Source organism: Meiothermus luteus, from assembly GCF_003574085.1.
Lineage (GTDB): Bacteria > Deinococcota > Deinococci > Deinococcales > Thermaceae > Meiothermus > Meiothermus luteus.
The window spans coordinates 1-20,862 of the sequence record NZ_QWKZ01000011.1 but is presented as its reverse complement, the minus strand read 5'-3'; the positions used below and the strand labels follow the sequence as shown (position 1 = coordinate 20,862).

Below are 20,862 nucleotides of genomic sequence, written 5' to 3'. Positions count from 1 at the left end.
TTTGAGGCTAGACTGAAAGGAGCGGTTGTGCCTGTTTCTGTTGGCAGTTTGGGCTTTCCAAGGATTGGAGCCAAACGGGAACTCAAGTTCGCCTTGGAAGATTTTTGGTCGGGCAAAGCCTCTGCGGCTACCTTGCTGGAAGTTGCGCGGGGCTTGCGCAGGGCCAACTGGGCCAAGCAACACGCTTTGGGCATCACCCACATTCCTAGCAACGACTTCTCCCTTTATGACCATGTGCTCGATACCAGCGTCATGGTCGGTGCGATCCCGGCGGTTTATGGGTGGAAAGGCGCGGAGGTTTCGCTCGAGCTCTACTTCGCCATGGCCCGTGGCAGCGGAAGCATGGGCCTGCCCGCGCTCGAGATGACCAAGTGGTTCGACACCAACTACCACTACATGGTGCCGGAACTCGAGCCGGACCAAGTCTTCCAGTTAGCCTCCACCAAGCCCATTGACGAGTACCTGGAGGCTAAAGCTTTGGGCTACGAGACCCGACCGGTGTTGCTGGGGCCGGTGACCTACCTCAAGCTTGCCAAAAGCAAGGACAAGGCCCTGAACCCCCTCGATTGGCTCGAGCGCCTTCTACCGGTCTACGCCGAGGTGCTGCGCCGATTGCACAGCCACGGCGCCAAGTGGGTACAGATGGACGAACCGGTGCTCTCGCTCGACCTCGATGAGGCCAGCCAAGGCGCGTTCCGCAAGGCTTACACAGCTTTGGCTGAGGCGGTGCCGGGGCTAAACCTTCTCCTGACCAACTATTTTGGCGGTTATGGGGATAACCTCGAGCTCGCGCTTTCGCTGCCGGTAGCTGGGATGCACCTTGATTTGGTGCGCGCCCCAGGGGAACTCGATCTAGTCACGCAGAAGGCCCCGGCAGAACTCACCCTCTCGCTTGGGGTGATCGATGGGCGCAACGTCTGGCGGGCAGACCTGCCGGCCATTTTGGATTGGATCGAGCCGGTGGTTGAAGCACGAGGAGAAGACAAGGTGATTCTCGCTCCTTCTTGCTCCTTGCTGCACGTGCCGATAGATCTCTCGCTAGAGACCGCCCTTGACCCGGAGCTAAAGGGCTGGCTGGCCTTTGCGGTGCAGAAGCTGGAAGAGCTCTCGGTTCTGGGCCGGGCCCTCAACCAGGGACGAGGGGCGGCAAAAGACGAGCTGGCTGCCTCGGCGGCAGCGGTAGCCGCGCGCCGCAGCTCGCCCAAAATTCACGACCCTCGGGTGCAAGAGCGCCTAGCGCGGATCACGCCCGAGATGACCCGCCGCAAAAGCCCTTTTCCAGTGCGGCGCGAGGCCCAACAGACCCACCTTGGGTTGCCCCTTTTCCCGACCACCACCATCGGCTCTTTCCCCCAGACCGGCGAGGTGCGCAAAGCCCGGGCCGCTTTCTCTAAAGGTGAGCTGAGCGCCGCCGACTATACGGACTTCCTCAAAAGCAAGGTGGAAGAAGCGGTGCGCTGGCAGGAGGAGATTGGCCTGGACGTCCTCGTCCACGGGGAGTTTGAGCGCAATGATATGGTGCAGTATTTCGCCGAGCAGCTCTGCGGCTATGCCTTTACCCAGCACGGTTGGGTCCAGAGCTACGGCTCACGCTGCGTTCGCCCCCCGATTCTCTTTGGCGATGTCTCGCGCCCTCGCCCAATGACCCTCGAGTGGGCGACCTACGCCCAGTCCCTCACCTCAAAGCCGGTGAAGGGCATGCTGACCGGGCCCGTGACCATGCTGCAATGGTCGTTTGTGCGCGATGACCTTCCGCGTGAGCAGGTTTGCCGCCAGATCGCCCTGGCTCTTCGGGATGAGGTGGCCGACCTCGAGCGAGCCGGGATTCGCATCATTCAGATTGACGAGCCAGCCCTGCGGGAGGGCCTGCCGCTGCGCCGGGCGGAGTGGGATGGCTACCTGGCCTGGGCGGTGGAGTGCTTCCGGCTTTGCGCTTCGGGGGTGGCCGATGAGACCCAGGTTCATACCCATATGTGTTACTCCGAGTTCAACGACATCATCCAATTCATCGGCGATATGGACGCCGACGTCATCTCCATCGAAGCTTCGCGCTCAAAAATGGAGTTGCTCGAGGCCTTCATCTCTTACCGATATCCCAACCAGATTGGCCCGGGGATTTACGACATCCACTCCCCGCGGGTGCCCTCTGTGGCTGAGCTGGTGGAGCTTTTGGAGAAGGCCCAAAAGCACCTGGCTCCCGATCAGATCTGGGTCAACCCCGATTGCGGCCTAAAAACCCGCAAATGGGAGGAGGTTAAGCCAGCTCTGGCCAACCTCGTTGAGGCTGCCCAGCACCTCCGGAAGCAGTCGGAATCCCGCCCTAATCCGCAGGAGTCCTTATGAACGAGATGCTTTCTACCTCCCAAGGCCCTTTCAGCGCGGTTAACTGGAATCGTCCCGAGGACGCCTACACCAAGATGTTCTGGGACCAGAACGTGCGGCAGTTCTGGGTGGACGAGGAAATCCCTCTGGCCGACGATAAGCTCTCCTGGATGACCCTGGCCCCGGAGGAAAAACGGGCCTACGAGGAGGTGCTGGCTGGGCTCACCTTGCTGGACACCCTGCAAGGAGGCGTGGGCATGCCCCGGATATCCCAGTGGGTGGAAGGGCTCCAGGCCAAGGCGGTGCTCTCGTTCATGGGGGCCATGGAGCACATGCACGCCAAGAGCTACAGCTCGATCTTCTCCACGCTGTGCACCTCGGAGCGAATCGAGGAGCTTTTCACCTGGGTAAGGGAGCAGCCTGAGCTGCAGGCCAAGCTGGCCTTGATCCACGAGGCCTACACGGGTATCCGGGACGGGGCCACCCTCTACCGGGCCATGGCCGCGAGCGTTTTGCTGGAGTCTTACCTTTTCTACTCGGGCTTCTTCTACCCCCTCTACCTGGCCGGAGGGGGGCGGCTGGTGAACTCGGGGGAGATCATCAGCCTGATCATCCGCGACGAGGCGGTTCACGGGGTGTACGTGGGTCTTCTGGCCCAGGAGCGGGCTGCGGGAATGGGGGAGGTGGGGCGGAAGAGGGCTCAGGGGGAGGTAATAGGACTTCTAGAGCGGTTGGATGCCCTGGAGGCCCGCTACACAAAGGCCCTCTACGCTCCCATTGGCCTGGAGGAGGCGGTGCTGCGCTTCTCCCGCTACAACGCCGACAAGGCCCTGATGAACCTGGGGATGGAGCCCCACTTTGGGGTGGAGCCTGAAGAGGTGAACCCAGTGGTGCTGGCCGGGCTGCGCACCGAGACCAAGCACCACGACTTCTTTTCCACCAAGGGCAACGGCTACATTAAGGCTACCCGGGTGGAGCCCCTCTCGGACCTGGATTTTTACTTTCCGGAGGGGGGCCCTGACCTGAAGCCGGTGCGGAAGCGGGATGGTCGAGAGGTGCCCTTTGACGAGATGCGCATCGTACGGGCGGTGGGAAAGGCTGCGGCCGCCGCGGGGGTGACGGTGGAACCCGAGCGGATTGCGCGGGGTGTGGTGGAGCCCATCAAGCGAAGGGCGGAAGCAAAGTGCCTCTCGGTGGAAGAGATTCAAGACCTGGTGGAGGAGGGGCTGATGGCCACCTACCCGGAGGTGGCCCGGGCCTACATCCTCTACCGCGAGGCCCGCACGCGGGCTCGGCGGGGGGAGGCATGAGGAACGAAACCCGCACCGTGCACCTGGTGCGCCCGGGTGACTGCAACCATTACGGCAGCCTCTTTGGTGGTACGGCCATGGCCTGGATGGACGAGGCAGCCTTCGTGGCTGCCACCCGGCATGCCCGGGCCAAGGTGGTCACGGTGCACGCCGACGCCATGGACTTCCGCCACCCGGTGCCGCAGGGCTCCATCGTGGAGCTGGTGGCCTGGGTCAAAGAGGTGGGCAGGAGCTCGCTGCGGCTCGAGGTGGAGATGTGGGTGGAGCCCATAGAGCGCGAGGAACGTCGCTTGGCCTGCCGGGCCGGTTTTGTGATGGTGGCCCTGGGGCCAGACGGCAGGCCGAAGCCGGTATCTCCGCTTTAGCGGATTGCCTCAGCTTTTCGCTGGGCCTCCTCCAGGGCCTGCCGCGCAGGGATGCCTCCCTTGAGGGCTTTTTCCAGGGCCTCCTCCAGAAAGTTGCGCCAGACCGCAAACTGCGGGGTTCTTGGTCGGGGCTGGGCCACCGCCACTTGCTCAAAGGCCACCTTGCGGTAGGGGTTTTCCCGGTAAAATCCCTCCAACAAGGGTGTGGCTGATTTGCGCAGGGGCACATAGTAGCTGGCCTCTACCCAGGTCTTGATGTTTTGCGGCTCCATTAAGAAGCGCCAGAACTCAAAAGCACCGCGCTGCTGCTCCGGGCTAGCTCCCCTCAACACCACGAGTTGGGCCCCTCCTAGGGGTACCTTACCGCCCGGTTCTCGTGGAACAGGGGCCACGCCCAGCTTGAAGGCGAAGGAGGCGTTTTCGGCAGCTGGCCAGTTGGCGATGGAGGCCATGACCATCATCCCCTTGGTGCGGATGAAGTCGGTCTGGGCGAAAAAGCTCTCCGAGAGGTTGCGCACGCTGATAATCCCCTCCCGTCCCAAGCGCTGCAGGAACTCCAAAGTTTCCACAACCTCCTGGGAGGTAAAGTTGGGCCGCCCATCCGGTGTAACCAAATTGCCTCCACGGCTTGTGACCTGGGCCTCAAAGGTCCAGGATTCCGATAGGGCAATGAACCCTTTGGCGCTCCGGCTGGTGAGGGCCCGGGCCGCCTGCTCAAACTCCCGCCAGTTGCTGGGTGCCCTGAGCCTCTTGGCCCTGAGCTGGCTTTCGTTGAAGTAAAGCACCGGGGTGGAGGTGTTAAAGGGCAGGCCGTAGCGGCGGTTGTTGATGAGGCCGTATTCCCAAGCAGCCTCAAAGAGGTCGTCGGTGAAGGCCTTGGGTAGGCTGGCGGCCAGCTCGTCTAGGGGCAGCACCACCCCTTCGGCCACTAGTCTGGGGAAGAGCAGAATCTCGGCCTGGAACAAGACCGGGGCACCACCCGCCCGGAGTGCGGCCAGAAGCCGGGTTTCCCCCTCCCTGTAGTCCCCGATGAGCCGTGGGACGACCCGGTAGCTGCGTTGAGAGGCGTTGAAGGTGTTGGCGAACTGGTTGATGGCCCGCTCGGCGGGGCCGTCCATGCTGTGCCAGAAGGGAATTTCGGTCTGGGCCAGGGCGGTTCCGATGAGCAGGAGCAAGGATGCGAGGCGCTTCACGTTTTCCTCCTACGGGTAGACCCATTCTACGCCATCCAAAAAACCACCCGGCCATCAGCTATTTGTCAGGCTGGCGTAAAAACCCCGGCTGAAGCCGGGGCCGCTTACTGCTTTGGGGCTAGCGCCGCTCTACCGCCAGGGCCCGGCGCTGGGCCTCTTCCAAGACCTGCCGGGCGTTGGCGTTGCCTTTTAGGGCCCGCTCGAGGGCGTCTTCCAGGTAGCTGTACCAGATGGTGAACTCAGGGTCTTGCAACCATACGTCGGCGTGCTCCACCTGGGCAAAAGCTACCCGGCGGCGTGGGTCTTCGCGGTAGAAGTCTTCGAGCTGGGCCTGGGCCGCCCTCCGCATGGGCATGTAGTAGGTGGCCCGCACCCAACGGGCGATGTTGGTGGGCTCCATCAGGTAACGCCAGAAGGCTACCGCGCCGCGTACCTGGGCTTCGCTGGCTCCCCGCAGCACCACAAGGGCCCCTCCGGCCAGCGGCACCTTGCCCCCCTCCACCCGAGGCACCGCCGCCACCCCTAATCGGAAGGGGATGGGGGCTCGGCTTTCAATCAGGGGCCACATGGTGATAGGAGCGATGCCCATAAAGGTCTTGGTGCGTAGGAAGTCGGCCACCGAGAACTGGGCCTCGGCGATGTTGCGGCTTTGGGCGATGTTCTTGCGCACCATATCCTGCAGGAACTCCAGGCTTTCCACCACCTTGGGGTTGGTGAAGTCTGGGCGCCCCTGGGCGTCCACGATGCGCCCACCCCGGCTCATCACCAACACGTTGAAGCTGTAGATGTCGCTGGAGAGGGTGTACCCCTTGGCCGCCCGGGTGGTTAGCCGCTGGGCAGCCTGGACCACCTCCTCCCAGGTGCGGGGAGGGTTTAGGCCACGGGCGGCGAACTGGTCGGCGTTGTAAAAGAAGACCGGTACCGATAGCCCGATGGGTAGGCCGTAGGTACGGCCACGGAACCGGCCCGCCTCTAGAAAACTCGGATAAAAGTCGTTTGGTATGCCGCTCAAGTACTCGTCCAAGGGAACCGCCACGTTGTCCTGGGCCATCCGCCCTAGGAAGGAGAGCTCAGCGTGGAAGAGCACCGGGGCTCCACCCGAGCGCAGCGCGGCCAGGAGTTTCAGCCCGCCCTCCCGGTAGTCGCCCACGAAGCTGGGGACAACCCGGTACTCCCGCTGTCGGGCGTTGAACTCGCGGATCATCTCCTCCAACGGCTCCTGCCCTGGCGGCCCCGCGGTGTGCCAGAAGGGAATCTCCACCGGACGCTGGGCCAGGGCCACCCCTAGAACCACCAAAAAGCCTATCCAAGCACGCATGCCTTCCTCCTGGCCCTCTTAGGCCCCAGATAAGTTTGGCATAGGGTGCATGAGAAAGCTGTTTATTTGGGCCCCTTCAGCTTAGCCCTTGAGCCCCTCCTCAAAGGTTTCCACGATGCGGCGCTCGTAGAGCAGGTAGATGATGACCAAGGGCAGGGTGGCGGCCAGGGCTGCAGCGGACAGCGGCCCCCAGTCGGCGGGGTTTTGCCGTTGTAGGTCGGTGATCCAGGTTTGGACGGTTTTGAGCTCTTTGCCGCCGGCCACGATGCGGGGGTAGAGTACCAGGTTCCAGTGGGCGGCGAAGGCCAGCACCCCTGCGGCGATGAGCTGGGGGCGCAACAGGGGCAGCAGGATGCGGGTCAGGAGCACCCGGTGGCCGGCCCCATCCAGCCGGGCTGCCTCCAAAAGCTCCTCCGGGACGGTGCGCATTCCTTGGAAGAGCAGGTAGACGATAAAGGGGCTTGCTGCAAAGGGCAGCACCAGGGCCCAAAGAGTGTCCAACAGCCGAAGCCCGGCCAACAGGCCGTACAGGGGCACCAGTAGAAGCTCCACCGGAATGGCCAGCAGGAGCAAGAAGAAGGGCAGCAAGGGGGCTCCTTCCTTTAGGGCGTAGGCCGCCAGGAACCCGGTGAAGAGTTGGAGTAGGGTCACCCCCCCGGTAAGAAGGGCCGAGAAGAGGAGGCGCCCCCAGAAGCCGTCCCAAAACCCCTCCTGCCCCAGCACCCGGAAGTTCTCTAGGCTAAAGGCGAGCTGGCTGAAGATGTCCCCGGTGAAGATGAGCTGGGGGGGGATGAAAGCCGCGTAGGCCATCCAGAGGAAGGGTAGGGCCACCAGGAAGACCACCAGCCCCACGAAGGCATGGCTGAGCCAGCGCATCAGGCCCACCCCCTGTCCAACGGCAAGAACCTCCCGTTCATTTTTCCTCCCGCAAAAGCCGCACCTGGGCCGCGGCGAAGAACAAGGTCAGCAGCAGGATGACCACCGTAAGCGCCGCAGCGTAGCCCAGCCGGCCCACCTCAAAGCCGGTTTTGTATAGGTAGTAGCCCAGCACCTCGGTGCCCCCAAAAGGCCCCCCGCGGGTCAGGAGGAACACCGCCGTGTAGGACTGAAGCGACAGCACTGTGCCGATGACCAAAAGGTAGGTGATGGCCGGCCGCAGAAGCGGCAGGGTGATGAAGCGAAAGGTTTGGGCAGGGGAGGCCCCGTCTACCGCGGCAGCTTCGAGCAGCGTCTTGGGAATGGCCTTGAGCCTCGCCGAGACCACCAGCACCCCGTAGCCAATGTGGCGCCAAATGGTAAAGAGGGTGACCAGCACCAGGGCCCAAAAAGGGCTTTGGTCCCAGCGGGGTACCGGTACCAGCGAGGCCAGGGCACCGTACTCGGGGCTGAACAGGGTATACCAGGCCACCGTGGCCCCCCCCAGGGTGACCAGCCCGGGCAGGAAGAGCAGGGCCTTGACCGGCCGCTCATAGGGCTGGCCGTCCAGGGCCAGCGCGAGCAGAATAGAGAGCAGGATAAAGGGGGCCAGGGTCATGGCCCCGAAGACCAGGGTGATGCGCAGGCTTTTGTAGAAGTCAGGGTCTTGGAGGATGTCCCGGTAGTTTTCTAGCCCGATGGGCCTGGGTTCAGAAAGCCCCGACCAGTCCCAGGTGGAAAAGCGCAGCACATCCAAAAAGGGGTAGAGCAAAAAAAGCCCTAGAAACCCCACCGCAGGAAGAGCGAACCAGTATGCAGACCTCCGACCCATGCGCGACCTCGCCTGCCCCGAGGGGCAAACGTCCCCAGGTTACTATATCGGCAGCCTGGTCCAGGGCAGGCCTAAACCAAGTTGGCCCTCACAAGGGTGGTTCAAAACGGCCGTCTATGGCTGTCCAGCCGCCGTCCACGAAGAGCACGGTACCGGTGATGTAGGAGGCGGCTGGGGAGGCTAGGAAGACCACTGCGGCCGCCACCTCTTCTGGCCGGCCCCAGCGCTTGAGAATGCTGCGTTCGGCATAAGCTTTGTACCACCCGGGCCTTTCCTTTATGGGGGCGGTCAGGGGGGTGTCAATCACCCCAGGGGCGATGGCGTTGGCCCGCACGCCCTTGGGGCCCAGCTCTGCTGCCAGACCGCGGATGAGCTGAACGGTACCGGCCTTGGTCATGGCGTAGACCGACTGCCCCGGCTCCACCACCAAGGAGCGGATGGAGGAGAAAGCGATGAGGACGCCCGAGCCCTGCTCGGCCATAACCCGGCCGGCCTCGGTTAGGAGGTTGAAGGTCCCCTTGAGGTTGACCCCCACCACCCGGTCAAACTCCTCGCTGCTGTAGCTCAGCGCGGGTTTGCGGATGTTGATGCTGGGGGTGGTCACGGCAATGTCCAGCCGGCCGTGGCGTTCCCGAAGGCCTTGGATGAGCTTTTTAACCTCCTCGAGATGGGCGATGTTGGCCCCTTGAGCCTCGGCCCGGCCACCCTCAGCTTGGATTTTGCCCGCGGTTTCTTCGGCAAGCTCAGCCTTCAGATCGGCCACCACCACCGTGGCCCCCTGGGCGGCCAGGGCTTCGGCCGAGGCCTGCCCAATTCCCGAGCCCCCACCTACCACCAGGGCTACCTGCCCATCCAGTCGGAACATCTTTGTGTAGTCCATGCGCACATACTACCGCGGTGGGGCTACCGGCCCTGTCTTCTGGGGTCCAGGTAGTCCCTCAGGCCATCGCCCAGCAGGTTGAACCCCAGCACCGCCAGGCCGATGGCCAGGCCAGGGAAGACGACCGGGTAGGGCGTGAGTTCCTGGTAGCTTTGGGCCTCGCGCAGCATCCGGCCCCAGCTTGGGTCGGGGGGCTGGGTACCGAGGCCCAGGTACGAGAGCGCGGCCTCGGCCAGGATGGCCACGGCGAAGGCCAAGCTGGCCTGGACCACCAAGGGCCCTAGGATGTTGGGCAGGATGTGCCGCAGCACAATGCGTCCACCACCCATCCCCAAGGCCCGGGCAGCCTCAACGTAGGGAAGGTTTCTGACCGCCAGCACCCCGGCTCGAGCCACTCGAGCGAAGGCCGGCACCGCAGCCAGCCCAATCGCCACCATGGAGGTGGTTATCCCGGGGCTGAAGACGGCCGCCAGAAGGAGGGCCAGCAGCAGGGCCGGCAGGGCGTAAAGGGCCTCCAGCAACACCGAGAGGACCTGGTCCAGCCATCCGCCCACGTACCCCGCCAGAACCCCCAGGGCCATCCCCAGCGAGAGCCCGATGCCCACCGCCACCAGGCCCACATAGAGCGCATTTTGGGCCCCGGCCAGCACCCTGGCCAGGGTGTCGCGCCCCAGGATGTCGGTGCCCAGGGGGTGCCCCTCGGAGAAGACCGGGGCCAAGCGGTTGGGGGTGGTGGCGTTGGGGTCGGTGGGGTTGAGGGCGGCGGCCAGGGCCATCAGCAGGACCAGGCCGATTAGGCAGGCCCCCAGCCTGAGGGAGAGGGGCAGCCGCCGCCATTTCCGTTGGTTTTCCCTACCCATAGCTCACCCTTGGGTCCAAAAGACCATACAGCAGGTCCACCGCCAGGTTCATCAGCACGATGAAGGCCGCGATGACCAGCACCACCCCCTGCACCAAGGGGTAGTCGCGGGCGCTGATGGCGGTGAGCGACAAGGAGCCCAGCCCGGGGATGCCAAAGACCGTCTCCACCACCACCGTGGCGATGAGCAGACTGGCGAACTCGAGCCCCAGCACCGTCACCACCGGCAGCGCCGCGTTCCTGAGGGCGTGCTTGTAGAGCACCACCCGCTCGGAGAGGCCCTTGGCCCTGGCGGTGCGGATGTAGTCCTGGTGCAGAACCTCTAGCACGCTCCCCCGGACCAACCGCACCAGAAACGAAGCGCTGGCCAGCCCCACCGTGAGCACCGGCAGCACCAACGCGGCCAGGGCCCGCTCTGGGTTTTCCCAGCCCCCTATGGGGAAGCTGGTGGGCAGGGGCAGCTTGAGCCAGACGATGAAGATGTAGATGAACATCAGCCCCACCCAGAAGGAAGGCAGCACGATGCCCAAAAGTGCCCCCAGCGAAACCGCCAAGTCCACCAGGCTTCCTGCCTGTCGGGCGGCCAGGATGCCCAGCGGTACCGCAATGAAGGTGGCCAGGAGCAAAGAGGCCACCACAATGGGCAAGGTGATGCCTAGCCGGGCCACAATCAGCTCCGAGATAGGCTGCTCGTAGCGGATGGACTGGCCCAGGTCGCCCCGCAGCACCCCTCCCAGCCAGCTCAGGTAGCGCTCGAGGGGGGGGCGGTCTAGGCCCAGCCGGGCCTCTAGGGCGGCCACATCCTCGGGGGTGGCCTCGAGGCCAAGGATGGCCTGGGCCGGGTTGCCCGGAATCAGGAGCAGGGCTCCGAAGACCAGCAGGGTGGCCAGCCAGAGCGTGATCAGGGCTAGGGCTAGACGCCGAAGCGCGTAGGAAAGCATAAAGACAGCCGCAGCTTACAGCAAAAAGCCGGCGGCCAAAGCAACCCGGCCACCGGCTATGCTCAGTTCATCTACCGGACCCAGACCTCGGCCACGCTGATGCCGGGGGAGAGGAAGCTGTCCGGCCAGTTCTGCACCCTAGCCCGGTGGGCCCCCAGCGCGGGCAGGCTCATCACCCACACGCTGGCAGCGTCCTCGGCCAAAAGGCGCTGGGCCGCAGCCAGGGCCTCGCAGGCCTTGGTCTGGTTGGGGGCCCGCAGGTACTGGGTAAAAAGCTGCTGGAAGCGGGGGTTGTTGTAGCGCCAGTAGTAGCGCGGGTTGGCGTAGTTGCCGATGTCGTTGGCCTCCACGTGCCCGATGATGGTCATGGCGTAGTCGGCCTGGCTGAAAACCCGCTGAATCCAGGTGTTGAAGTCGGTCACCTGGATGGTTACCTGCAGGGGCCCCAGCCGGTTGAGCTGGGCCACCATGGCCTCGCCGATGCGCCGCTCGTAGGGGAACTCGGCAGCCAGGTTGAAGGTAAAGCGCAAGGGGTTCTGGTTGGTAAAGCCGGCCTCGGCCAAAAGGCGGCGGGCCTCGTCGGGGTTGTAGGCGTTGAAGTTGGAGAGGTCAACGTAGCAGGCCTCACCCGGCGAGCGCATGGAGCCGATTTTGGTGCCGTAACCCAGCATGGCCCCCTGGATTAGTTCGTCCTTGTTGGTGGCCAGGGTGATGGCCCGGCGCACCCGCACGTCGTTGAAGGGGGGGCGGCTGTTGTTGAAACCCGCCACCGCTTCGGCGGTGCCTGAGCCGGAGAAGACCTTGAAGTTGGGGTCGCGCGAGAGCACCACCGCGTTCTCAGGCAGCAGGCTGTAGGCGATCACGTCCAGGTCGCCGGCCCGCAACCCGGCGAGCTGAGCGTCCCCATCCCCTAGGAAGCGGAAGTTGACCCGATCCAAGTAGGGTAGGTTCGGCAGGTAGTAGTTGGGGTTGCGCTCCAGCCGCACCGCCACCCCCCGCTCCCATCCAGCAAAGCGGAAGGGACCGGTACCGATGGGCTGCACCCGCTGCTCGGCCAGGGGGCGCTGGCGGGGGCCAATCAGGGACTCGGGGCGCGAGAGGATGAAGAGGAAATCGTTGTTGGGCTGGCGTAGACGGAAGACCACCGTGCTGGGATTGGGGCTGGAAATGTCCGCGATGTCGCGGTAGAGGTCGGGACGTAGGTGGCCCGAGGCCCGGGTGTCGGGGTTGCGGGCCCGGTTGAACTTGGCCAGCACGTCCTGGGCGGTAAAGTCGGAGCCATCGTGGAACTTCACGCCCTGGCGCAGGGTGAAGGTGTAGGTAAGCCCGGAGTCTGAAACCGTCCAGCGGGTGGCCAGCGAGGGCACGATCTCGCCCTTGGGGTTGCGCTTGACCAGCCCTTGCAGCACGTTGTCGTAGACTACCCGGGAGATATCGGCCCCCGCCACCTGGGTGGGGTCCCAGGCTGCGGGCTCAGTCTGAAGGGCGATGGTGATGGAGCCCCCCCGCTGCTGGGCTAGGCCCAGCCCGAAAAAGGCCAGCAAACCGACGAGCAACCAACGTTTCATCACGCTTCCTCCTTGTGTGGGAAAAATCGCGATTTATGGTCGCGCCGCGCGGGTGGGCGAACGCCTCACCGGTGTGCTGGGTCGGGTTTTCTCCACCCTTCCCATCCCGAAAAAGGCCCAGTAGAGCCTCTTTCGGCCTCGCTCGTAATTGCACCATAACACGGGATGCCCCGCCTTGGAAAGCACCCTCAGGCCGATGCGGGTGGCTTTCTTATAGGCTTGGGGGGCCTCTAGCCAGCCCTTCCTTTGGGGTCTACCCTATAGACATGTCGGAGGCCCGGACGGCTGCTGAGATCATCCGCAAAATCCTGGAACAAAGCCCCCTTCAGGCCGGCCTCCAGCGGGGTCGGGCGCTTTTGCTCTGGCCCCAGGTGGTAGGGCCCATCCTGAGCGAGATGAGCCAGGCCGAGCGGCTGGAGGACGGGGTGCTGTTCGTGCGGGTGCCGGACTCGGTGGTGGCCCATCAGCTCGCCTACCTAAGGGAAGAGTTTCTCCGGCGCTACCAAGAAAGGTTGCCCGGGGTGGTGCGGGAGGTGCGTTTTCAGGTGGGGGCTGTTTTTAAACAGACGCAGGCTGAAAACCCACCCCCCCCGTCCATCGCCCCTGCGGAGGAGGCGGGTTTGCAAGCCCTGGCGGAGAGGGTGCCCCCTGCGCTTCGCCAGGCTGTTTTACGTACAGGCCGAGCGGTGCTGCAAAGGCAGAAAGCCAGCCCTCACCCGCCTTGCCCGGTATGTGGGGCCGCCAGCCCAGAGCAGCCCTGCGCCGCCTGCCAGCGCCTGCTGGCCCAGCCCTACGTGCAGCGGGAGGCCGGTCGGCTGGCCTGCTTTCCGCTTCGGCCCAGGCTCGAGGGGGAACCGCTCGAGGCGGCGCGGTACCTGGCCCAGCAAAGGCTTCTGGCCCAGCTTCAAGAACTCCTGCCCGAGGTGGTCCGGAACCCCGAGCTTATCGCCATCTTGCAGGACACCGCGCGCCGCTACCTGCAGCTTCGTACAGGCCAGCGGGAGGTTCGACCCTACCGCCACTTGCTGCCTGAGCGGGTGGCCTCTTTGCTAAAGGAGATATGATGGGCCATACCGCCCGCGGCTGAGCCTGTTGGGCGCTTGCATGGAGGAACCCATGTCCACCGAAGCCAGACCCAAAAGCATAGGCGGCGACAGCAAGATAAAAGCTGGGCTTATTTGGTTCAACGGGCGGCTGGTGCCCCAGGAGGAGGCCAAGGTCTCTGTGCTGACCCATGCCTTGCACTACGGCACCAGCATCTTTGAGGGGCTCCGGGCCTACGAGACCCCCAAGGGTCCGGCTGTTTTCCGCTTGCAGGAGCACACCGAGCGCTTCTTTCACAGCGCCCGGGTGATGAGGTTTGAGATGCCTTTTGGCCCTGAGGCCATCAATCAAGCCATTCTGGAGGTAGTCCGGGCCAACGGCTACAGAAGCTGCTACATCCGCCCGCTGGCCTGGATGGGGGCCCACACCCTGGGGGTGAACCCGCTGCCCAACAACCCTGCCGAGGTGATGGTGGCGGCCTGGGAATGGGGCACCTACCTGGGGGACGAAGCGGTGCGCAAAGGGGCCCGGCTGATTACATCTTCCTGGGCCCGCTTTCCTGCCAATGTGATGCCCGGCAAGGCCAAGGTGGGGGGCAACTACGTCAACAGCGCCCTGGCCCGCATGGAGGCGCATCAGGCCGGGGCCGATGAGGCTTTGCTGCTGGACAAAGAAGGTTTTATCGCCGAGGGGTCGGGGGAGAACATCTTCTTTTTCCGTGGAGGGGTGCTCTACGCCATTGAGCACTCGGTCAACCTAATGGGCATCACCCGCGACACGGTGATTACCCTGGCCCGCGACCTGGGCTACGAGGTTCGTGAGGTGCGGGCTACCCGCGACCAGCTCTATATGGCCGATGAGGCCTTCATGGTGGGCACCGCTGCCGAGGTTACCCCGATCTCCTACCTTGACCACCGCCCCATTGGCACCGGCGAGGCCGGACCCCACACCCTGCGCCTGCGGGCCGCCTACATGGAGGTAGTCCAGGGCAAAAACCCCCGCTACGAGGGATGGCTGACCTACGTGTGAAAAGGATAATGGGCGGGGCCACCGGCGACCCCGCCTATGGCCCCTTGCCGCTACTCTAGGCCCGAAAGCTTACGGTTCTTGGCGATGTAGTCGCGCCACTGCTCGGGTACGTCCTCCTCGGGGTAAATGGCGGACACCGGGCAGGCGGGGACGCAGGCCCCGCAGTCAATGCACTCGTCGGGGTGGATGTAGAACTGGTCCCCGCCGTCGTAGATGCACTCAACCGGGCAGACCTCTACGCAGGACTTGTCCTTGGTTCCGATGCAAGGTTCGGTGATCACGTGGGGCATGGCTTCCTCCGCTTTGGCGATGGGTCGCTTGAGGCGACCCTTGGGCCTAGCTACCTATTCTAGGGGAATCCGGAAAAAGTCAAGGCTCCGATATACTGGGGCTCGCAGAGCGCACTTGGGCGTTTTTGCGTGCGTATGGAAGCGGTAGAGTTTCTGCGGGGCGCCCTGGAGATTCCCTCAGTCTCGGGTCAGGAGCGCGCGGTGGCGGAGTACCTGGTTGAGGGCATGCGCCGGCTAGGCTACGCCAAGGCTTGGGTGGATGAGGCGGACAATGCCCGGGGCCAGATAGGGACTGGGCCACTGCAGGTGGTGCTGCTCGGGCATATTGACACGGTGCCAGGGGAGATTCCCGTCCGGCTGGTGGGGGATAAGCTCTTCGGGCGTGGATCGGTGGATGCCAAAGGACCTTTTGTGACCTTCGTGATGGCCGCCTCGAGCCTGCCCCCGTCGGTCCTGGAGCGGATGACCCTTCACGTGGTGGGGGCCACCGAGGAAGAGGTGCCCAGTTCTAAGGGGGCCCGGTATGTGGTGGACAAGCTGAACCCAGATTTTGTGGTCATTGGGGAGCCCTCTGGTTGGCAGGGCATCACCCTAGGCTATAAGGGGCGCTTGCTGGTGCGGGTTCGGCGGGAGAAGGACAACTTCCACTCGGCCCACCACGAGCCCAATGCGGCCGAGGAACTGGTGAGCTACTTTGTGAGCATCAAGGCTTGGGCCGAGGCTATGAATGTGGGCCAGGGGCCTTTTCACCAGGTGCAGTACAGCCTGCGTGAGTTTCACATCGAGAACCCCGACAACCGCCAGTTCGCTGAGATGAAGTTTGATCTGCGCTTGCCGCCCAGGCTTCCGGTGGAGGAGGCCATCCGCCACCTCACCGCTTATGCCCCTCCTACCCTTGACCTGGACTTCTCTGGGCGCGAGGTGCCCTACGTGGGTCCCAAGGACACCCCGTTGACCCGGGCCCTCCGCGCCGGCATCCGCCAGACGGGGGGTGAGCCGGTGTTCAAGTACAAAACCGGAACCTCGGATATGAACGTGGTGGCCCCGCACTGGAGGGTGCCGATGGTGGCCTATGGGCCTGGGGATTCTACCCTTGACCATACCCCCATGGAACACCTGGAAATCCCCGAGTTCCTCAAGGCCATCGAGGCTTTGCGCCTGGCCTTGGTCCGCCTGGCGGATCAGGCTGGAACCTCCTAGGGGGTACTTGTGGCCTGCCGGGAGGGCGCTTAGGCTTTGGGTATGAAAATCCGCTTGCGGGAGAACGGGTCGTTGGTGATAGACCTGCCCGAGGGGAGCTGTTACCTCTTTAACGGGGAGGAAAGGCGTTTGGAGAGGGCCAAGCTGGCCCTGTGCCGCTGTGGCCAGTCGGCCTCCAAGCCTTTTTGCGACGGCAGCCACAAGTGGGTAGGTTTTCAAGCCCCACCGGGGGAGATAGAGCTGGGGGCGGGGTAAGCTATAGGCCATGAGCGTGGTGGTGGTGGGAAGCCTGAACATGGACCTGGTGGTGCGGGTTGGGCGGCACCCCCGTCCTGGGGAGACCATCTTGGGTTCGGACTACGAGACCCACTGTGGGGGCAAGGGGGCCAATCAGGCTGTGGCCGCAGCCCGGACGCTTGGGAAGCCCGCGCCTGCCAAAGCCGGCGCGACCCCTCCCCAACCCCTTGTGCGCATGGTTGGCCGGGTGGGGCAGGATGAGTTTGGTCAGCGGCTGCGCAACAGCCTCAAGCGTGAGCAGATAAATGTCCACGCCGTCCTGCCCATTCCCACCCCAACCGGCGTGGCCTTTATTGCCGTAAACGAGAAGGGGGAGAACACCATCATCGTCTCCCCGGGGGCCAACTATCGCCTGCGCCCTGAGAACCTAACCCCGGCGGAGTTTGATGGGGCCAAGGTGGTGGTCCTGCAGCTCGAGATTCCCCTGGATACCGTGCGCCGGGCCGCAGAGCTGGGCCGCTCGGCCGGTGCCCGGGTCATTTTGAACGCTGCGCCGGCGCAAAAGCTTCCTGAGAAGCTTTTGGAGCAGGTGGACCTCCTGGTCGTCAACGAAAGCGAGGCGCTGAGCCTGACCGGGGTAGCGCCGGCCTCGCCCGAGAAGGCCCTCGAGCTGGCCCGACAGCTGAGCCAGAAAGTGGCCAGGGTGGTGATCACCCTGGGCGAACAAGGGGCGGTCTGGGCTGAGCCGGCGGCCTCGGGCTACCAGCCCGCCCTTAGGGTGGAGAGTGTGGACAACACTGGGGCCGGTGATGCTTTCGTAGGGGCCCTGGCGGCGGCCTTGTATGAAGGGCACAGCCTGGTTGAGGCGGTGCGGTGGGGGGTGGTGGCCGGCGCCCTGGCCACTACCCGGGTGGGCGCACAGTCGGCCCTGCCCTGCCGAACCGAGGTGCTGGAGGGGGTGGCCCGGCTTTCCTAGGGCTGCCCCAGGGGCTCTACCCGGACCAAGACCCGGAGCTGCTCTAGCCCCCCGCCCCGGCGCTGGCCCCGCAGGGGTGGGCAGTCGTCGTAGTCGCGTCCGTGGGCTTTTTTCACATAGGCTTCGCCGACCACGCTGCCGTTGGTGGGGTCGTAGCCGAGCCAGCCCGCCCCCGGCAAGAAGGCCTCCACCCAGGCGTGGCTGCCCTCCGCACCCACCCCGTTGGCCAGGTAACCCGAGACGTAGCGGGCTGGGATGCCCAGGCTGCGCAGTGCGGCCAGCATGGCCTGGGCGTAGTCCTGGCAGACCCCCGCCCGGCCCTGTACGGCTTGGTGAAGCGGGGTGTCTAGTTGGGTGGCCTGGGGGTCGTAGGTGAAGGTTTGGTGGATGTGCTGGGTGACCTCAAGCAAGTAGGCGTGCAGCCCTTCCTTAGGGTGGGGCTGTCGGAGGCCTAGAAGCTCGAGCCAGGGGTGGTGAAGGGGGATACGAGGGGTGGGGGCCAGGTACTCAAAGAACCGATCTTTTAGCGGGTAGAGGGCCTGAAGCGCTACCTCGGGGGGTTGAGGGGAAGGGAATGTGGCCACCCGGGCCCGCATCTCCACCCTTAGCTGCCGGTGGGGTTGGGGGATGTGGAACTGGTAGACCCGGTTTTGGAAGTAGTCCAGGCGGCTTTGGGTTCGGGCGGGCGGGGTGATGTTTAGGCAGAACTCGAGGAGCCCCTGCCGGTGGTCGTCTACCGGGCAAAGCCAGAGCTCGTTGTAGGAGTCTTTGGCCGCCTCAGGGTAGCTGTACTCGGTCAGGTGGTAGACCGAAAGGAGCACAGCCCCAAAGTAGCACAAGGAGCCCCTAGGGGCTCCTTGGGGTGGGTTCGTCCTGTTCGTCCTAGTTGAGGCCCTCGCCTACGGCCTCCTCAAACATCTTTCGGGCTTCCTCAGGGCTTATCTCCAGCACCTGGGAGATTTCCTCGGCCAGCAGGTGTAGAGCCCTTCGCAGGGCCTGGCGGTCCAGATCGGGCAGGCCCTTTTCCAGTTCCCAGGCCCGGAGCTGGCCAGCCAGGGTGGCGATGCGGAAAGGGTCGCCTTCGGCCAGAATTTCGGTGGTCTTGCGGTGCCGTGCGGCCCACTGGCGGGGCAACGGTAGGCGGCCGTCGCGCAGCAGGGCTAGAATCTCGCTTACCTGGTCCGGCGACAAGGCCCGGCGCAGGCGGGTGCTTTGGGGGGACTCTACCGGTACATAAGCCTTAGAACGGGTTCCGGGAAAGTCAACTTGATAGTAGGACTTGTCCGAGCCGGCCACCGAACGTTGGGCTATCCCCGCCACCACGCCTACCCCATACGGCGGCAGAACAACCTTATCTCCTGGACGGTACTCGCTCACAACGCCACTCCTTTCAAAAGAACCTCGAGCAGGTGCTCGAGGTAGGTTTCCCGCGGAAACTCGAGCTGCGGGCTGCAGGCCAGGGCGGCGATGCTGGCGGCGGTAAGGCTCACGTCAAGGTCAGGCCGCACCTCGCCCCGGGCCTGACCATCCCGCACCAGCCTTTCCAGCAGATGCTGGTAGTGCTCGTGCATGCCCCGGAGCCACCCGCTGGTGTCGGTTGGGTGGGCCTCCCGCGCCACCGCTGCCCAAAGCCCGCGCCACTCCTCCACCCAGGCGATCCGAAGCCGTACCACCTCGGCCAGCCGTTGGCGGAAGGAGGTATCCTGGCTCACCACGCCCTCCACCTTGCGGTAATAGGAGAAGGTGTGGTACTCCACCAAGGCCTTGAGCAGGTCTTGTTTATCTCGGAAGTAGAGGTAGACCGTACCCTTCCCGACCTCGGCCTCCCTGGCCACCTCCTCGATTTTTAGCCCCGACAACCCTCGGTCTCTTAGGACTCGGATGGTTGCCTCGAGGATCGCCTCGCGCTTGGGGGCAGTCCGAGCCTCCGCGGTCACGGATATAAAGTCTAACAGAAGGGCTGGCGGCCTGGATGAGATGGGTCTTCTAACCAGTAACGACGGGGTTTTGGCAGGCTTTTCGCTCGTTATTTTTCCCAAAGAGCCCTTGTTTTTATGCAAAAGGCGGATTGTTCGCTTGCACCCGGTTTTGGAGGCCTGGGTGTTTAGACTAGCCCCGTGCCGTCGGGACGGGTTCACGAGGCCATCAACCTGAGCGTGCTGGGCCTGGCCGCCGCCGCTTACTGGGCCTACCGGGAGGAGCTGGCCCTGCCAGAGCCGGTGGCGGTGGCCTTTGTGGGGAGCTATCTGGTGGGCACCTTCCTTATTACCCCTGACCTGGACCTGGCCGAGCGGCGGGTGCGTTCCAAGGGGCGATGGGGCTGGCTGGGTTGGCTTTGGGTGCCGTATGGGTGGATGTTCTCCCACCGCGGCCTTTCTCACACCTGGATTGTGGGGCCCCTCACCCGGCTGCTCTACCTGGGGGTGGTGGGGTTGGCCTTGGGCTGGGCTACTTTAGCCTTGGCCGGCTACCTGCGGCTGGGCTTTGACCTGCGGGCAAGCCTCCGAGCCCCCCCACAGGAGGTCGTTTGGGCTTTGGTGATGGGGTATTATACCTCCCAGTGGCTGCACTTATTGGCCGATGGAATTTGGCCCGACCCCATTCCGTTGGGGCGGCCTAGGCGCCGCCGCTGAACTCCACCATGCAAAGTGCCTCGTTTTGGATAGAGAAGCTCGAGCTGCTCCCTCACCCCGAAGGGGGCTACTACCGCCAGACCTACCGGGCTGCTGAGGAGCTGAACGGGGCTGTTCTGCCCGCCCGCTATGGGGGGCCTCGGCCCTTTTCCACGGCGATTTACTACCTGCTGGCGCACCCCGACTTTTCGGCCTTTCATCGCCTAAAAAGCGACGAAGTCTGGCACTTTTACCTGGGGGCGCCCCTTACCCTGTGGCTCATCTCGCCCCTTGGGGGGCTTCAGGTTTTGTCCTTGGGGCCCGACCCCACGCGCGGCCAGCGGTTTCAGGCGGTGGTTCCGGCGGGCCACTGGTTTGCGGCCAGCCTCGAGGAGCCCCACGGCTTCGCCTTGGTGGGCTGCACCATGGCCCCCGGCTTTGACTTCGCCGATTTTGAGCTGGCCGAACGACAAGCCCTGGTCAAGCGATTCCCTCAGCACCGCACGCTCATAGAAAGGCTGACCCGATGAACCAGAACCTCCTACGGGCCCGGTTGGCCATCTACCTGGTCTTCTTTGTCTGTGGGCTGCTGGTGGCGGCCTGGGTTTCCCGCATCCCGGCTATCAAGCAAAACCTAGGCCTCAGCACTGGGGAGCTGGGCCTAATCCTGCTCAGCGCGCCTTTGGGCCTGGTGCTGGCCATGCCCCTTACTGGAGGGCTTATCGCCCACCTGGGGAGCCGGCCGGTGCTGGTCGCTTCGGCGCTGGCCAACTGCCTGGCCCTGCCCCTGCTGGCCCTGGCGGGCAGCGGAGGGCTGCTGGCCCTAGCCCTTTTCGCCTTTGGCTTTGCCAATGCAGCCATGGATGTTTCCATGAACGCCCAGGCCGTGGAGGCCGAGCGGCGGTTGGCCCGGCCCATCATGTCTGGGTTCCACGCCTTTTTCAGCCTGGGGGGGTTGGTGGGGGCGGCCC

The 20,862-nt window shown here is 64.3% G+C and carries 23 protein-coding genes; 11 read left to right on the top strand and 12 right to left on the bottom strand.

Annotated features, from left to right (window positions below; all coding sequences use genetic code 11):
• The first annotated feature begins 27 nt into the window (after positions 1-27).
• The 3 genes from metE to Mlute_RS02850 are packed head-to-tail and all read left to right on the top strand — an operon-like array spanning position 28 to position 3,997.
• The gene (gene metE, locus Mlute_RS02860; RefSeq protein ID WP_245958830.1) at positions 28-2,343 is read left to right on the top strand and encodes a 5-methyltetrahydropteroyltriglutamate--homocysteine S-methyltransferase; all 2,316 of its coding nucleotides are present in this window, start codon (positions 28-30) and stop codon (positions 2,341-2,343) included.
• The gene (gene nrdF, locus Mlute_RS02855) at positions 2,340-3,632 is read left to right on the top strand and encodes a class 1b ribonucleoside-diphosphate reductase subunit beta (RefSeq protein WP_119359242.1); all 1,293 of its coding nucleotides are present in this window, start codon (positions 2,340-2,342) and stop codon (positions 3,630-3,632) included. Before metE ends, nrdF begins: the two co-directional genes overlap by 4 nt.
• Positions 3,629-3,997, top strand: coding sequence for an acyl-CoA thioesterase (locus Mlute_RS02850; protein WP_119359241.1), 369 nt, complete (start codon positions 3,629-3,631; stop codon positions 3,995-3,997). The genes nrdF and Mlute_RS02850 overlap by 4 nt, the downstream gene beginning before the upstream one ends.
• Here the strand turns inward: Mlute_RS02850 and Mlute_RS02845 are convergent.
• The 8 genes from Mlute_RS02845 to Mlute_RS02810 form a co-directional block, all read right to left on the bottom strand.
• Positions 3,994-5,190: an ABC transporter substrate-binding protein gene (locus Mlute_RS02845; RefSeq protein ID WP_119359240.1), complete on the bottom strand. Its 1,197-nt coding sequence runs from the start codon at positions 5,188-5,190 to the stop codon at positions 3,994-3,996. The two genes, Mlute_RS02850 and Mlute_RS02845, sit on opposite strands and share 4 nt — an antisense overlap.
• A 118-nt stretch (positions 5,191-5,308) precedes the next feature.
• The gene (locus Mlute_RS02840; protein ID WP_119359239.1) at positions 5,309-6,508 is read right to left on the bottom strand and encodes an ABC transporter substrate-binding protein; all 1,200 of its coding nucleotides are present in this window, start codon (positions 6,506-6,508) and stop codon (positions 5,309-5,311) included.
• Positions 6,509-6,589: 81 nt separating this feature from the next.
• Entirely contained in the window at positions 6,590-7,384 is a 795-nt protein-coding gene (locus Mlute_RS02835) for a carbohydrate ABC transporter permease (RefSeq protein WP_119359264.1), read from the bottom strand.
• A 37-nt stretch (positions 7,385-7,421) separates the two neighbouring features.
• Positions 7,422-8,255: a carbohydrate ABC transporter permease gene (locus Mlute_RS02830; RefSeq protein WP_119359238.1), complete on the bottom strand. Its 834-nt coding sequence runs from the start codon at positions 8,253-8,255 to the stop codon at positions 7,422-7,424.
• An 88-nt stretch (positions 8,256-8,343) separates the two neighbouring features.
• On the bottom strand, positions 8,344-9,135 hold the full coding sequence (locus tag Mlute_RS02825; protein ID WP_119359237.1) for an SDR family NAD(P)-dependent oxidoreductase: 792 nt from the start codon (positions 9,133-9,135) through the stop codon (positions 8,344-8,346).
• A gap of 23 nt (positions 9,136-9,158) precedes the next feature.
• Positions 9,159-9,995, bottom strand: coding sequence for an ABC transporter permease (locus Mlute_RS02820; protein WP_119359236.1), 837 nt, complete (start codon positions 9,993-9,995; stop codon positions 9,159-9,161).
• Positions 9,988-10,935 (bottom strand): ABC transporter permease, encoded by a 948-nt coding sequence (locus Mlute_RS02815; RefSeq protein ID WP_119359235.1) that lies wholly within the window; start codon positions 10,933-10,935, stop codon positions 9,988-9,990. Before Mlute_RS02815 ends, Mlute_RS02820 begins: the two co-directional genes overlap by 8 nt.
• A 71-nt stretch (positions 10,936-11,006) precedes the next feature.
• Positions 11,007-12,503 (bottom strand): ABC transporter substrate-binding protein, encoded by a 1,497-nt coding sequence (locus Mlute_RS02810; protein ID WP_119359234.1) that lies wholly within the window; start codon positions 12,501-12,503, stop codon positions 11,007-11,009.
• A gap of 266 nt (positions 12,504-12,769) precedes the next feature.
• Between Mlute_RS02810 and Mlute_RS02805 the strand changes: the two genes are divergently transcribed.
• Both Mlute_RS02805 and Mlute_RS02800 read left to right on the top strand, forming a co-directional pair.
• Positions 12,770-13,567, top strand: coding sequence for a DUF721 domain-containing protein (locus tag Mlute_RS02805; RefSeq protein WP_119359233.1), 798 nt, complete (start codon positions 12,770-12,772; stop codon positions 13,565-13,567).
• A gap of 52 nt (positions 13,568-13,619) precedes the next feature.
• Positions 13,620-14,576, top strand: coding sequence for a branched-chain amino acid transaminase (locus tag Mlute_RS02800; RefSeq protein ID WP_119359263.1), 957 nt, complete (start codon positions 13,620-13,622; stop codon positions 14,574-14,576).
• Between the two features lie 50 nt (positions 14,577-14,626).
• Here the strand turns inward: Mlute_RS02800 and Mlute_RS02795 are convergent, their stop codons facing one another.
• Positions 14,627-14,866, bottom strand: a complete 240-nt coding sequence (locus Mlute_RS02795; RefSeq protein WP_119359232.1) for a ferredoxin — start codon at positions 14,864-14,866, stop codon at positions 14,627-14,629.
• A gap of 135 nt (positions 14,867-15,001) precedes the next feature.
• Between Mlute_RS02795 and Mlute_RS02790 the strand changes: the two genes are divergently transcribed.
• Genes Mlute_RS02790 through rbsK form a run of 3 tightly spaced genes read left to right on the top strand, consistent with a single transcriptional unit; the run spans position 15,002 to position 17,279 of the window.
• The gene (locus tag Mlute_RS02790; protein WP_119359262.1) at positions 15,002-16,066 is read left to right on the top strand and encodes a [LysW]-lysine hydrolase; all 1,065 of its coding nucleotides are present in this window, start codon (positions 15,002-15,004) and stop codon (positions 16,064-16,066) included.
• Positions 16,067-16,108: 42 nt separating this feature from the next.
• Positions 16,109-16,321 carry a CDGSH iron-sulfur domain-containing protein gene (locus tag Mlute_RS02785; protein WP_119359231.1) on the top strand — a complete coding sequence of 71 codons (213 nt, stop codon included), beginning with the start codon at positions 16,109-16,111 and terminating at the stop codon, positions 16,319-16,321.
• Between the two features lie 10 nt (positions 16,322-16,331).
• Positions 16,332-17,279, top strand: coding sequence for a ribokinase (gene rbsK / locus Mlute_RS02780; RefSeq protein ID WP_119359230.1), 948 nt, complete (start codon positions 16,332-16,334; stop codon positions 17,277-17,279).
• On the opposite strand, the gene Mlute_RS02775 is transcribed toward rbsK, so the two are convergent.
• The 3 genes from Mlute_RS02775 to Mlute_RS02765 all read right to left on the bottom strand — a co-directional run bounded on the left by Mlute_RS02775 (position 17,276) and on the right by Mlute_RS02765 (position 19,216).
• The gene (locus Mlute_RS02775; RefSeq protein WP_119359229.1) at positions 17,276-18,100 is read right to left on the bottom strand and encodes a transglutaminase family protein; all 825 of its coding nucleotides are present in this window, start codon (positions 18,098-18,100) and stop codon (positions 17,276-17,278) included. The genes rbsK and Mlute_RS02775 overlap by 4 nt on opposite strands.
• 61 nt (positions 18,101-18,161) lie before the next feature.
• On the bottom strand, positions 18,162-18,656 hold the full coding sequence (locus Mlute_RS02770; protein WP_119359228.1) for a CarD family transcriptional regulator: 495 nt from the start codon (positions 18,654-18,656) through the stop codon (positions 18,162-18,164).
• Positions 18,653-19,216 (bottom strand): TetR/AcrR family transcriptional regulator, encoded by a 564-nt coding sequence (locus Mlute_RS02765; protein WP_182482458.1) that lies wholly within the window; start codon positions 19,214-19,216, stop codon positions 18,653-18,655. Before Mlute_RS02765 ends, Mlute_RS02770 begins: the two co-directional genes overlap by 4 nt.
• Positions 19,217-19,396: 180 nt before the next feature.
• On the opposite strand from Mlute_RS02765, the gene Mlute_RS02760 reads away from it, so the two are divergent.
• The 3 genes from Mlute_RS02760 to Mlute_RS02750 all read left to right on the top strand — a co-directional run.
• Positions 19,397-19,912 (top strand): metal-binding protein, encoded by a 516-nt coding sequence (locus tag Mlute_RS02760; protein ID WP_119359227.1) that lies wholly within the window; start codon positions 19,397-19,399, stop codon positions 19,910-19,912.
• Between the two features lie 8 nt (positions 19,913-19,920).
• Positions 19,921-20,421 carry a cupin domain-containing protein gene (locus tag Mlute_RS02755; RefSeq protein ID WP_119359226.1) on the top strand — a complete coding sequence of 167 codons (501 nt, stop codon included), beginning with the start codon at positions 19,921-19,923 and terminating at the stop codon, positions 20,419-20,421.
• The coding region (locus tag Mlute_RS02750) for an MFS transporter (RefSeq protein WP_147371024.1) at positions 20,418-20,862 on the top strand (445 nt) is incomplete at its 3' end. The genes Mlute_RS02755 and Mlute_RS02750, both read left to right, overlap by 4 nt.